This window comes from Deinococcus sp. Leaf326, assembly GCF_001424185.1.
Lineage (GTDB): Bacteria > Deinococcota > Deinococci > Deinococcales > Deinococcaceae > Deinococcus.
Window position 1 is genome coordinate 18,404 of sequence record NZ_LMOM01000054.1, and the last position, 12,142, is coordinate 30,545.

Below are 12,142 nucleotides of genomic sequence, written 5' to 3' on the forward strand. Positions count from 1 at the left end.
CGGCGCGGATGGGCTAGAGTTTCCGGTCTATGTCGCGCCCCAGCAAGCCCACCTATGCCCGCAAGAAGACGGACGCGGCGCGTGACCTGCTGCCCCTCAAGGCCGGCATCCAGCCCGCCGTGCCCATCGCGGGCGAGGAGATCGAGCTGTACAGCGACGGGGCCTGCGACACCACCAAGGGGCACGGCGGCTGGGCGACCATCCTGCGTTACGGCGAGCGCGAACTCGTGCTAAGCGGCAACGAGGAGGACACCACCAACAACCGCATGGAGTTGCGCGGCCTGCTCGAAGGCCTGCGGACCCTCAAGCGGCCCTGTCAGGTGCGGGTGGTCACGGACAGCCAGTACCTCAGAAAGGCCTTCACCGACGGCTGGATTCTCAAGTGGCAGCGCAACGGCTGGAAGACGGCGGGCGGCGACCCGGTCAAGAACCGCGACCTGTGGGACGAACTGATCGCGCAGGCGGGCAAACATGCCCTGACCTTCGTCTGGGTCAAGGGACATGCCGGGCACAGCGAGAATGAGCGCGTGGACGTGCTGGCCGTACAGGAACGCAAGAAGCTGCGCGCGAAGTAGGTGCGGCGGGTGCGCTCGGCTGGCCGCGAAAGGTAAACGCCGCTTGCCCTTCGGCGGGAACCCGGCTCACCCCGGCCGCGTACCCTGAAAGCGTATGGCTCCGCATGTCACCACCGTTCTGACCGTGGCGCGCGCCGGCGCAGGAGTGGTGCGCTACCTGATCCGCCCGGCACGTCACCCCGTCCTCGACCTCTCGGCCACGGGACGTGATCCCTGGCTCGAAGCCCGGCCCCAGGCCCGGTTGCGGCGCGGCGCGAACGTGGCCCGGCGCGGTCTCGGCTTGGTCATGCTTCTCGTGCTGGCGCTGCTGGGCGCGTCGGTGGTGGGCACGGTGGCCGTGCTCCTGGGCATCGGGGCGGCGGCGGGCAGCACGGTTGCGGGGTGGCTGCTCGGGTTCACGCTGCTGTTGGGCCTGCTGGGCACCTTCTGGACCGGCCGGCGTGCCCTGAATCTGCTGCGGGCCACAGAAGACCTGCCGGCGGGGGCCGACCGCGCCGCGGCCCTGCCCGCGGGGGCCGACGAGGCGGGGTTGCTGCAACTGTTGCGCCAGCATGAGGGCGCGCTGGGTGCGCCGGCCCGTAGCGCCTTTCACCGCACGGTGGTCGCCACCCGCGACGCGCTGCGTCTCGCAGAGAATGAGCCGACCCTCTCGCGCGACACCTACGACGTGCAGCAGGCCGCGCGCGAGGACCTGCCCGAGCTCATGGCCGCCTACCGCGCCGTGCCCCCCAGCCGCGCCTCGGACGAACAACTGCTCGAACAGCTCGGGCTGATCGAGGCCCGCGTGCAGGAGGTGGGCAGCCGCCGCGCGGCGCAGCGCCGCCGGATGCTGGGTGCCCACGGCGCCTACCTGCGCGGCAAGTATGAGGGCGAACCGGAAGAGTAGCCAACCCACCCTACCGGCGCAAAATCGTCTCCGTGCGGCCCACGCTCGGGGCACAATGCTTCCTATGCGCCGCCTCGCCCTGCTTCTGCTGCCCACCCTGAGCCTCGCCAGTGTCGCTGCCGCCCAGGCCGCCCCCAGTCTCTCGGTCGTCCTGAGCACCGAGACCCTGCGCGGGGTGCCCGTGGTCGAAGGCATCTTCCCGGCCGACCAGCTCTACAAACGTGACGTGCGGGTGCGCGCCTACCGCCTCGACGATGTGCTCGGGCGCAACGTCGCCGATCTGGAGCGGCTGGCGGCGGCGGGCTATACCGTCACCTTCCGGTGTTCGGACGGCTACGCCCCCAAGGCCAGGCTCGCCGATCTGCTGGGTCAGGGCGGCCTGATGGCCTTCGCCGATGCCGACGCGGGCGAGGCACGCTGGGCGCCCGCGACCTACCAGGACAAGCCCCTGAATGCCGACGCTGTGGGCTACTACCTGAACTGGCCTCTCGGGGGAGCACCCCAGAAGCCGGTGCCCTGGGGCGTGGTGACCCTGGAGCTGAAGCCCGGGAGCTGAGGCAGCCGGTTCCCCTGGTTCCTCAGACTCACGTCACCCCGTTCTCCTAGGCTGAGGTATGTCACACCGTGTCCTCGCTCTGGCCCTGGCCCTGGGAACCCTGCTTCCTGCCGTGGCGCAGGAATTGCCGCCCCTCTCGCCGGTCACGGAACCGGTCGCCGGACCCGTGCAGGCCGCCCCCGCCGCGCTGGACGGTGTCCGCGCCACCCTGAGCGCGCCCCGCTCGGGCACTGGCCCCCTGAGTCTGACCCTGACCCTGAAGAGCAGCCGCGCGGTCGCGGTGGCCCTGAGCGTGCCGCGCGACAACGACCAGAACTGTGTCACCGCCCCGACCGTGCGCGTGCTGCGGGTGGGCACCCGCGAGGTCGTGTATCCGCCGCTCGGCGCCGAGCCGAGGCTATGCGCCCAGGACCTGCGCAGCGACACGCTGGGTGCCGGCGAGACGCTGACCTACACCCGCACTCTGGACCTGCCGGCCGGCGAATACATGGTCGAGGGCTGGCTCGCGGGCTTTGCCGACGACCTGCGGGTGAAGGTGCCCGCCCAGCCGGTGCGGGTGACGGTACGGTAAGCCGCTCAGGCGGTGGGCCTGCCCCTCACCCGAAATACCCCAGCAGATCAATCAGGGTGCGCGCGTACGCGTCGGGCTTGATGCCGCGCTTCTCCAGCTTCACCGAGGGTGGAAAGGTCGCCACTTCGGTCCGGTGCGGGAAGTTCCGCAGGCCCGCGGCGTCGTAGTCGAGCTTCTTGTACGCGAAGGTGATCTGGAGGTGGGTCATCGTCTCGCCGATCTCTAGCACGCGCCGGGCGACGGCTGTCATGCGCAGCTTGGCGAGGTCGATGAAGTTCTGGACCTCGGGGGTGGGCGGGCCGTACTTCTTGCGCAGGTCGCGCTCGACGCGCGAGACGGCCTGGAGGGTCCGTGCCTCCGAGAGCCGGCCGTAGGTGGCGATGCGCGCCTCCTCGTCCTCGCGGCCACCCGGCCCGGCAAAGTATTCGGGCGAGAGCCGCGCGTCCACCGGCAGGTTGATGGACACGCTGGGAGGCGCCTGCACGGGCTCGCCCTTGAGCCGCGCGACCGCCTCGGCGAGCAGTTCGGTATACACGTCGATGCTCACGGCCTGCACGTGTCCGTGCTGCTCCTCGCCCAGGATGTTGCCGACGCCGCGAATCTCCATGTCCTTCTCGGCCAGCAGGTGCCCGCTGCCGAGGTCTTGCAGGTCCGCGATGGCCCACAGCCGGCGCTGCGCGTTTTCGGTCATGCGCGGCGGGTAGAACAGGTAGGCGTAGGCGGTCTGCGCCCGGCGCCCCACACGCCCCCGGAGCTGGTAGAGCTGCGCGAGGCCCAGACGGTCGGCGCGCTCGATCAGGATGGTGTTCGCCTCCGGGATGTCCAGGCCCGTTTCGACGATGGTCGTCGAGAGCAGCACGTCGAAGGCGCCCTGCTCGAACCCCATCATGATCTCCTCGAGCTCCTCCTCGTTCATGCGGCCGTGGGCCACGCCGATACGCGCCTCGGGGACGAGGGTCCGCAGGTACAGGCTGCGGGCCCCGATGGAGGCGATGCGGTCGTGGATGTAGAAGACTTTGCCGCCGCGCTCGATCTCGGTCATGATCGCGTCGCGCACGGTCACGGGGTCGAAGGGCGTCAGGACCGTCTGGATGGGCCGGCGGCCCTTGGGCGGCGTCTGGATGCTGCTCATGTCGCGCAGGCCCACCATGCTCATGTACAGCGTGCGCGGAATGGGCGTGGCCGAGAGCGCCAGTGTGTCCACGGCCGTCACGCCCTCGGGCACGTCAATCTTGCCACCCCCGGTGTCGGGCAGGCCACGCAGAGCACGCAGTTTCTCCTTCTGCGACACCCCGAAGCGGTGTTCCTCGTCCACGATGATGAGGCCCAGGTCCTTGAAGGTGATGTCGCCCGAGAGCAGGCGGTGCGTGCCGATCAGAATGTCCACCTTGCCCTGGGCGAGGTCGCCCAGGATGGCACGCGCCTGCTTGTCGCTCGTGAAGCGCGACAGGCCCTCGACGCGCACCGGCAGCCCCTTGAAGCGCTCGACAAAGGTCGAGGTATGCTGCTCGGCCAGTAGCGTGGTCGGCACCAGGATGGCGACCTGCTTGCCGTGCCCAACCACGCGGTGCGCGGCCCGCAACGCCACCTCGGTCTTGCCGAAGCCCACGTCGCCCGAGATCAGGCGGTCGGCGGGGTTGGAGGCCTCCAGGTCCTTGAAGGTCTCCTTGAGGGCGGTGCGCTGGTCGGCCGTCAGCTCGAAGGCGAAATTCTCCTCAATCTGCGTATCCCACTCGGGCTGTGGCCCAAAGCTGTTGCCCGGCGTCACCTGCCGCGCGGCGTACTGCACGAGCAGCTTGGCGGCGACCGCCTCGGCGTTCTTGCGCGCCTTGTCCTTGGCCTTGGCCCAGTCCTTCTTGTCGAAACTGCTCAGGACGGGCGGGTCGTCGGTGGTGCCGGGGTGGCGCCGCAGCACCGGCAGTTGCTCGATAGGTACGCTCAGGCGCGCGCCGCCCCTGTATTCGAGGTTGAGGTAATCGCGCGTGACGCCCAGCACCTTGCGGGTCTCCAGGCCCTGAAACTGCCCGATGCCGTGTTCAGGGTGGATGAGGTAGTCGTTGACCTGGAGGCCCAGCGCGTCGGTGACCGGCTTGCCCGCCAGTTTCTTGCCGCGCAGCGCCGAACCGCCCTGGAAACCGTAGATCAGGTCCTCGGTGAGCACCACCGTGCGGTGTTCGGGAATGACGAAACCGCCCTCACCGCCTGCGCGCAGAAAGCCCAGCCCGCCCTCCGGCACACGCGGCACGCTCAGCCAGGGAATATCCGGGGTATTGAGCAGTTTGTCGGCCAGGTAGGCAGCGGTGCGGTCGTGGCGCACCAGGATCAGCACGCGGTAGCCCGCGCCGCGCCACTCGGTCACGTCGCGGTCCAGGTCGGTCAGGCGGGCGCGGTAGAAGGGCAGGGGCTGGAGGCCGGTATCGAGGTCGGGCAGTTCCAGCGGCGAGCGGCCGAATACCGTGACCTCGCGGCCCGAGAGCCGGGGCCAGAGCGTGTCGGTCAGGACGCCCAGCGCCGACGCGAAGAACTCCGGGGCATCAAGAAATACGCGCCCCGGCAGCAGGTCCAGCCGGGTGGCGTCCCACTTCACCTCGCTGAGGTAGTCGGCGGTGGGCTCCAGCGTGAAGCGCTCGATCTTCTCGCCGGTCAGCTCGCCGGGCGCGAGCTGGCGCAGGGTGTCGACCTCGTCGCCGAAGAACTCGGCGCGGATCCACAGGCCGTCCTCGGCGCTCTGGGGCAGCCCGGCACCGGGGGCCAGGCGCAGTTCCAGCGTGTCGCCGCGCAGCTCGAAGCCGGGTTCCTCGCCGCGCTCGTAGCCCAGGCGTTCCAGGCGCGTCAGCAGGTCCTCGCGGGGCAGGCTGCGGCCCACCGCCAGCGTCAGGGCGTGGTCCTCGGGGCGCGCAGGAAAGAGGTCGAGCGCCGTGTTCACGTCCAGCACGACGTGGTCGTGCCGGGCATCCCAGTCGCGCAGACCTGGATTCACGCTCACGGGAGCGCCGAGCGCGCCGGCCGAGGCGTAGGTCGCCGCGCGCTCGGGCGTACACAGCAGCACGGCGGGACCGGGAAAGGCCGCGAACAGCGCGGCGCGGGCGACCTGCGGCAGTTGCAGCAGGTTGCCCGCCGGAGCTGCGGGCAGAAGTTTGGCAAGGTTGGGCGCGGCGACCGTCACCCTGGGATTGTACGCGGGCCATTCAAATGAGACAGAGAGGGGCGCGACGGTCGGCCTTCACCGTTTTGAAGAAGTGGGGTGGCAGGCGCGGCTCCGCCGCCGCCAAGAAGGGGGAAGCGCGGCTCAGCCGGGGTGCAGGCTCAACCACGCCTGGGCGAAGGTCAGCAGGCCGATCACCAGGAAGAGGACCAGAGGAAGCCAGCGCCGCAGCCAGAGGCGGGTCTTGTCGTTCATGGGCGTAGTTTCGGGGATGCGGGGGCGGGGGGCGCCTCCCCCGTCAGGGGGGACGGCGGTGGGGCGGGTCTCAGCCGAGGTGTTCGGCCAGCGCCGCGAGGCCCAGCGTCCGCTCGGCCGCCGCCTCGTCGCCGTCCTCCAGATGCCACGCTGCCGAGAGGGCAGCGTAACTCGTGATCCAGGCCAGCAGGCGGCGGTGGTCCAGTCCGGCGAGTTCGGCCGCCCGTGCCGCCTGCCGGGCGAGGCGGCCGGGCTGCGCGGCGAAGTCCAGCGTGGGATTGCAGAAGATGTTGGCGTAATCGAATCCCCGCTCGCCGAGCAGCCCCTTGGGGTCGATGACGCGCCACTCGCCCCCGGCCCCGAGCCGCACGTTGCCGTGGTGCAGGTCGCCGTGCAGGGGCCGCCGGTCCTGGGGGTCGTCCAGCAGCGCGCGGGCCTGCGTCCACGCGCGCGCGTACAGCCCACCCCGCGGCGCGGCGGCTTCCAGACTTCGGAACCACACGCGCAGGGGAGTCAGCTCCGGCCAGGGCCGGGGACGGGGCTGGTGGATGTGCGCGGCGACGCTGCACAGCACGCGGGTCGCCTCGTCGTCGTGGCCGCGGGGAGGAAGGAGGGTCAGGTCTCCTCCCGGCAGGCGTTCCATCAGCAGGGCGGGGCCTTCGTAGGCGTAGACCCGCGCCGCGCCGGCGCCGTCCAGCCAGACCATCAGGCGGTGCCCGGTCTGTTCCTCCGCGGTGCGGGCGACCTTGAGCATGGCAGCGGTCCCCCGAAACCGGACCGGCAGCAGGTCGCTGCTCCGGGTCTGGATGGGGTCGCCGTCCGGGGTCAACGCCCACCGGCCCAGCCACGGCGTGAACATGCGCCCAGTGTGCACCTTTCGGAGGACGCGGGACACAGCGTGGGGCGGGTTACACTCGGCGGAGATTATGGACTGGTTCTACGCCATCGTATACGGGATCGTGGAGGGCATCACCGAGTTTTTGCCCATCAGCTCCACCGGTCACCTCATTCTCGCGGGTAACCTCATGGGCGTGCCCTGGCCCAAGGAAGTCAAGGACACCTTCGAGGTGGTCATTCAGGGCGGCGCGATTCTCGCGGTGCTGGCGTACTACTGGCGCGACTTTCTCAAGATCCGGCACATCGGGCACGACCGCGGCCAGCAGCGGCTGTGGCTGGGCGTGGTCGTGGCCTGCATCCCGGCCGTGGTGCTGGGCCTGCTGTTCGGAGACACGATCAAGGCGAACCTGTTCCGGCCCAGCGTGGTTGCCTGGGCCCTCATCGTGGGCGGGGTCGTCATCTGGCTCGTCGAGAGCCGCCGCGTCACCCCCAAGGTTCACGACATCGAGACCATCGGGGTGGGCCGCTCGCTGCTCATCGGCGCCCTGCAGTGCCTCGCCCTGCTGTGGCCGGGCTTCTCGCGCAGCGCGAGCAGCATCCTGGGCGGCATGGTGCTGGGCCTGGACCGCCCCACCGCCACCAAGTTCAGCTTCTACCTGGGGGTGCCCACGCTGGGCGGCGCGGCGCTGCTGGACTTCATCAAGAGCCGCGAGATCCTGGGCCAGATCGGCGTCCTGAACGTCGTGCTGGGCGCGGCCGTGAGCTTCGTGGTCGCATATATCGCCATCGGCTGGCTGCTGCGCTTCGTCTCGACGAACAACTTCAAGGGCTTCGCCGTGTACCGCGTGGTGGTCGGCGCTCTCATCCTGGTGCTGATCGCCACGGGCGTCATGACCAACGGCTCGCTGGCGTAGGCCCGGCATTCACCGTGGCCGGAAGGGACCCCCAGGGGCCTTGCCGGCCTTTTTCATGCCGGGGCCGGGCCGCGCGCCTAGACTGGGGGCGTGACCTTCAAGCGCACCCTGCTGCCCCTGCTGCTGGCCGCCGGCCTGCTCGCCGGGTGCGATTCGCCCGGTCAGGCCCAGACGAGTCAGGCTCAGACGAGTCAGACCCAGACCAGCTCGCCACGAACCAGCCAGACCCAGCCCGGTCCGGTCCGGAACACTCAGACCTCTGCGCCGCGTCAGACCTCTGGCGCCGCCCGCGATCCCGAGAGTGGGCTGGCGTGGGTGGCGGTGAGTGCCCTGCCCCGCGAGGGTCAGACGCTGCTGGAGACGGTGGCGCGCGGCGGTCCCTTCCGCTACAGCAGGGACGGCGTGACCTTCGGCAACCGCGAGGGCGTCTTGCCCCGGCAGACGCGGGGTTACTACCGCGAATACACGGTCCGCACCCCTGGCGAGAGCGACCGGGGCACGCGGCGCATCGTGTGCGGCGGCCAGCCCGAAACGAGCACCGCCGAGTGCTACTACACCGCCGACCACTACGCCTCGTTCCGCAGGATCCGGCCATGATCAACCCCTTTTCCGATCAGCCGCAGGGCGTGCAGCCGGCGCCGCACGACGTCCGGCTGGTGGCGGCCGGGTACCAGGTGGCGGTGCGCGAGGTGGATTTCGGGGCCGTGCGCGACAAGGACACCCTGATGCTCGCCTTTCTGGCGGGTCTGGGTCTGACCCAGAACTTCGGGCGCAACTGGGACGCGCTGTACGACGTGCTCACCGACCCGTCGCAGCGCCCGGCCCGCTTCGCCCTGATGCTGTGCGACTACGCCCGCTTTCGCCGCCGCGCCGCCGCTCTGGCCCGTGAGCTGGAGGCCGTGCTGTTCGACGCCCAGAACGAGGCTGCCGGGCAGGGGCGTTCTCTGTGGCTGCTGGCCGAGGAACCCGAGAGCGACACGGGCCACTGGTAGGCAGGGGCGCGTGGCCGGAGGTCCCGGCGCCCGCCTCTCCCGCCTTGCTATGCTCCGGAGCGCATGAACGCGCGCTACATCCTGGGCATCGACACCTCCTGCGACGACACGGGCGTCGGCATCGTGGAACTTCTGCCCGGCGGCGGGGTGCAGGTCCGGGCCAACCGGGTCTGGTCGCAGACCGTCCATGCCCAGTACGGCGGCGTGATGCCCGAACTCGCCAGCCGCGAACATGTCGAGCGTATTGACACCGTACTGGAAGGCGCCCTGGACGACGCGGGCCTCACGTTGGGCGATCTGCACGCGGTCGCGGCGACCTCCGGCCCCGGCCTGGTGGGCGCGCTGCTCGTCGGGCTGATGTACGGCAAGGGGCTGGCGCAGGCACTCGGGGTGCCCTTCTACGCCGCGCATCACCTCGAAGGCCACATCTTCGCGGCCGCCGCCGAGGCAGAGTTGGTTGCTCCCTACCTCGCGCTCGTCGTCTCGGGTGGGCACACCCACCTGTTCGACGTGGCCGCGCCGGGTGACTACTGGCTGGTGGGCGCCACGCGCGACGACGCGGCGGGCGAGGCTTTTGACAAGGTCGCGCGGCTCGCGGGGCTGGGGTACCCCGGCGGCCCTGCCATCGGCGAGGCGGCCCTGCGCGGCGACCCGGACGCGGTGCCTTTCAAGCCGCCGCTGCGGGGTCAGAGCGGGTTCGACTTCAGCTTCAGCGGTCTCAAGACGGCCGCCCTGCTCGCGCACCGCGCCGGCGCGAAGCCTGACGACCTCGCCGCGAGTTTCCAGCAGGCGGCCGTGCGCACCCTGGTCGAGACGACCGTGCGCGCCGCTCACGCGACGGACCGCCCGACGGTCGTCGTGTCGGGGGGTGTGGCGGCCAACCGCGCGCTGCGGGAGGCCTTCGGCCGCACCGGCCTGCGCGTGGTGTTTCCGGGGCCGGGGCTGAACACCGACAACGGGGCCATGATTGCCCTGTCGGGGGCCGCCGCCATCACGGCCGGCCGCGAGCCCAGTCCGCTGAGCGTCGGCGCCGAGGCCTATGCGCCGCTGGCGACCCCTCCGGCCCTCTGACCGGCGGCACGCGGCGCGGCCGGAGCGAAGGGGGAAGGGCCAGAAGCGGGACGGAGACGCGCGCCGTGCGCTCTCCACCAGCTCCTCGGAGGTGAGCGCCTTCATATGGGCCTGATTCGGCCCAGCCACGCTGAACCGGGTGCAGGGTCATCTGAGGTGACCGGGAACCCGGCCGCCTCGTAGGCTGAGTGCTGTTCCGGGCCGACCCTGGCCTGTCCCTCTGGAGGACGGTTCTTGACGACACTCACTTCCCGCCCGCGCCGCAACCGCGTCCTGATCTGGGTGGCCCTGGCGGCCATCGTGGCGCTCTCGGCCTGGATCAATCTGCCGACCTTCGGCCGGGTGTTCTCGCGCAGCGCCGTGCGGGTCGCCACGCTGCCCGCCGCCGGACCCCTCGTCGGGGCCGGGCAGCGCCTGCTCCTGCTCTCGCCCCATCCCGATGACGAGTCGCTGTGCTGCGGCGGCATCCTGCAACAGGCCCGCGCGGCGGGGGGGCAGGTGTACGTCGCCTGGATCACGCCCGGCGACGGTTTCGAACTCGACGGCGTGCTCACCGAACACGCCCTGCGCCCCCGCGGCGCGAGCATGAGGAATCTGGGCCAGCAGCGCCTGGCCGAGGCGCGGGCGGCGGCGGGCGTGCTGGGAATCCCGGCCGACCATACCTTCATGCTCGGCTACCCCGACGGCGGGTTGCTGCGGCTGTACACCACCAACTACGTCACGCCCTACACCTCGGTGCATACCGGGGCCTCGGCCGTGTACGTGCGCGGCGCCCTGACGCCCGGCGCGCCCTATACCGGACAGGCCCTGGAGGCTGACCTGCGGCGGGTCCTCGACCGCGTGAAGCCGGACGTGGTGCTGGTGCCCGCGCCGCAGGACTTCCACACCGATCACCACACCCTGTCGTACATCGCCCTGCGCCTGATGGCTGAGCGGGGCCAGAGTGACCGCCTGCGCTTCTGGGTCATTCACGGCGGGCTGGAGTGGCCGCTGCCCAAGGGGCTGCATCCCGGCCTGCCTCTTACGGTGCCGCCCCTGGCGACCCGGCTCCCCTGGGAACGCGTGGACCTGACCCCCCAGGAGGAGGAGGTCAAGCGGCGCGCCATGGATGCCCACCGCAGCCAGACCCGCATCCTCGGGCGCTTCATGCACGCTTTCGTGCGCGGCAACGAACTGGTTTCGCCCCAACCTCTGCCCGGCCCGGCGGGCGAGGCCGCCGCCACCGAGCCGCCGGGCCCGGACTTCTCACCCGTCCCCTGAGCGGGGGCGCCCATGGACGGGGCAAAGGCGAAGGGGGCGCAGGACCGTACAGGGTCCTGCGCCCCCTTTGGAGCGGGTGGGCTCAGCGGCGCTCGATCTCAACCGCGAAACGTCCGCCGCGCTGCTTGACTTCCAGGCGGGCCGTGTCGCGGCCCCGGCGCCAGTCGCTGCGGATCTCGTTGCCCTTCTGGCGGATGTTCACGAGCTGGTAACCCTGTGAGCGCAGCTGGGCGGCGTAGGTCTCGTGGACCTGGGCCAGCGAGTCGCTGCGCTGGAACTCGTAGTTCCAGTTGCGGTCATTGAGCCAGGGCAGGCTGGGCTGCGTAGGGACGGGGCGTACCGGGGCCGGACGCACGGGCTGCACCGGCACCGGCCGCACGGGGGTGGCGACGGCCGGCTGGGCCACGTTGTAGTAGGCCGTGTCCGAGGTCCAGCTTTCCTGGGGCACCGGGTTGACCACGATGCTCAGCGCCTGGGCGAGCTGCTGCTGGCCCTGCACGTTCACGGTGGCGAAGCTGTTCTGGCCCGACTTGAAGGTGGCGATCTGGTCGAGGTTCAGTGGAGTGCGGCTGGCGACCGCCAGGACCTTGTTCAGGCCGTAGGGCGCGGCGATGTCGAAAGTGAAGCCGTCCTGGGCGTCGGGGAAGACCTTGGTCGTGTTGGCCTTCAGGAAGTTGGCGCCGCCCGCATAGCGGTTGGGCAGGATCAGATCCACCTGACCCTGGGGGTCCACGTTGAACAGGTACACGTAGGCATCCTGATTGACGCTGGTGTAGAGCCGGATGCGCTCGCCGGGCACGTAGTTGGGGGTCTGGTTGCCGCTGCTGTCGCGGTCGGTCCACACGCGGACGTTCACGGCGGTCTGCACCGGATTGACGATGATGCTCTGGGCACTGATGATCGGCGCGGCGCCGGCGGTGGCGGCCAGGGCCGCAGTGACGAGGGTCAGGGGCAGGAGCTTTTTCATGGCCGTAGCATGACGCCCGCGCTTGACCTGGGCCTGACGCTTCGGCTCAGGCACTGTAGGCCTTTTCTCATTTCACCGTCAGGCGGCGCGCCGTTTTCGAATGACCCGCCGAA

At 70.5% G+C, this 12,142-nt stretch carries 12 protein-coding genes; 9 read left to right on the top strand and 3 right to left on the bottom strand.

Annotation, left to right across the window (positions count from 1 at the left end; genetic code table 11):
• Positions 1-29: 29 nt before the first annotated feature.
• The 4 genes from rnhA to ASF71_RS15505 all read left to right on the top strand — a co-directional run bounded on the left by rnhA (position 30) and on the right by ASF71_RS15505 (position 2,588).
• On the top strand, positions 30-575 hold the full coding sequence (rnhA, locus tag ASF71_RS15490; protein WP_056302005.1) for a ribonuclease HI: 546 nt from the start codon (positions 30-32) through the stop codon (positions 573-575).
• A gap of 94 nt (positions 576-669) precedes the next feature.
• On the top strand, positions 670-1,461 hold the full coding sequence (locus tag ASF71_RS15495; protein WP_056302007.1) for a hypothetical protein: 792 nt from the start codon (positions 670-672) through the stop codon (positions 1,459-1,461).
• A 64-nt stretch (positions 1,462-1,525) separates the two neighbouring features.
• Positions 1,526-2,017, top strand: coding sequence for a hypothetical protein (locus tag ASF71_RS15500; protein WP_056302008.1), 492 nt, complete (start codon positions 1,526-1,528; stop codon positions 2,015-2,017).
• A 58-nt stretch (positions 2,018-2,075) separates the two neighbouring features.
• Positions 2,076-2,588: a hypothetical protein gene (locus ASF71_RS15505; RefSeq protein WP_056302010.1), complete on the top strand. Its 513-nt coding sequence runs from the start codon at positions 2,076-2,078 to the stop codon at positions 2,586-2,588.
• 25 nt (positions 2,589-2,613) lie between these two features.
• Here ASF71_RS15505 and ASF71_RS15510 read toward each other — a convergent pair whose 3' ends face one another.
• Complete coding sequence (locus ASF71_RS15510) at positions 2,614-5,754, bottom strand: DEAD/DEAH box helicase (protein ID WP_056302012.1); 3,141 nt, start codon at positions 5,752-5,754, stop codon at positions 2,614-2,616.
• Positions 5,755-6,058: 304 nt separating this feature from the next.
• Positions 6,059-6,847, bottom strand: a complete 789-nt coding sequence (locus ASF71_RS15515) for an aminoglycoside phosphotransferase family protein (protein ID WP_056302014.1) — start codon at positions 6,845-6,847, stop codon at positions 6,059-6,061.
• Between the two features lie 67 nt (positions 6,848-6,914).
• Between ASF71_RS15515 and ASF71_RS15520 the strand changes: the two genes are divergently transcribed.
• From ASF71_RS15520 to ASF71_RS15540, 5 genes are all read left to right on the top strand, one after another.
• Complete coding sequence (locus tag ASF71_RS15520) at positions 6,915-7,739, top strand: undecaprenyl-diphosphate phosphatase (protein ID WP_056302016.1); 825 nt, start codon at positions 6,915-6,917, stop codon at positions 7,737-7,739.
• A 90-nt stretch (positions 7,740-7,829) separates the two neighbouring features.
• Entirely contained in the window at positions 7,830-8,336 is a 507-nt protein-coding gene (locus ASF71_RS15525) for a ribonuclease domain-containing protein (RefSeq protein ID WP_082506099.1), read from the top strand.
• On the top strand, positions 8,333-8,731 hold the full coding sequence (locus tag ASF71_RS15530; protein WP_056302018.1) for a barstar family protein: 399 nt from the start codon (positions 8,333-8,335) through the stop codon (positions 8,729-8,731). The genes ASF71_RS15525 and ASF71_RS15530 overlap by 4 nt, the downstream gene beginning before the upstream one ends.
• A gap of 63 nt (positions 8,732-8,794) precedes the next feature.
• Positions 8,795-9,802 carry a tRNA (adenosine(37)-N6)-threonylcarbamoyltransferase complex transferase subunit TsaD gene (tsaD, locus tag ASF71_RS15535; RefSeq protein WP_056302020.1) on the top strand — a complete coding sequence of 336 codons (1,008 nt, stop codon included), beginning with the start codon at positions 8,795-8,797 and terminating at the stop codon, positions 9,800-9,802.
• Between the two features lie 234 nt (positions 9,803-10,036).
• Positions 10,037-11,062 carry a PIG-L deacetylase family protein gene (locus ASF71_RS15540; RefSeq protein ID WP_200939728.1) on the top strand — a complete coding sequence of 342 codons (1,026 nt, stop codon included), beginning with the start codon at positions 10,037-10,039 and terminating at the stop codon, positions 11,060-11,062.
• An 82-nt stretch (positions 11,063-11,144) separates the two neighbouring features.
• On the opposite strand, the gene ASF71_RS15545 is transcribed toward ASF71_RS15540, so the two are convergent.
• Complete coding sequence (locus tag ASF71_RS15545) at positions 11,145-12,029, bottom strand: DUF4384 domain-containing protein (protein WP_056302268.1); 885 nt, start codon at positions 12,027-12,029, stop codon at positions 11,145-11,147.
• Positions 12,030-12,142 lie beyond the last annotated feature (113 nt).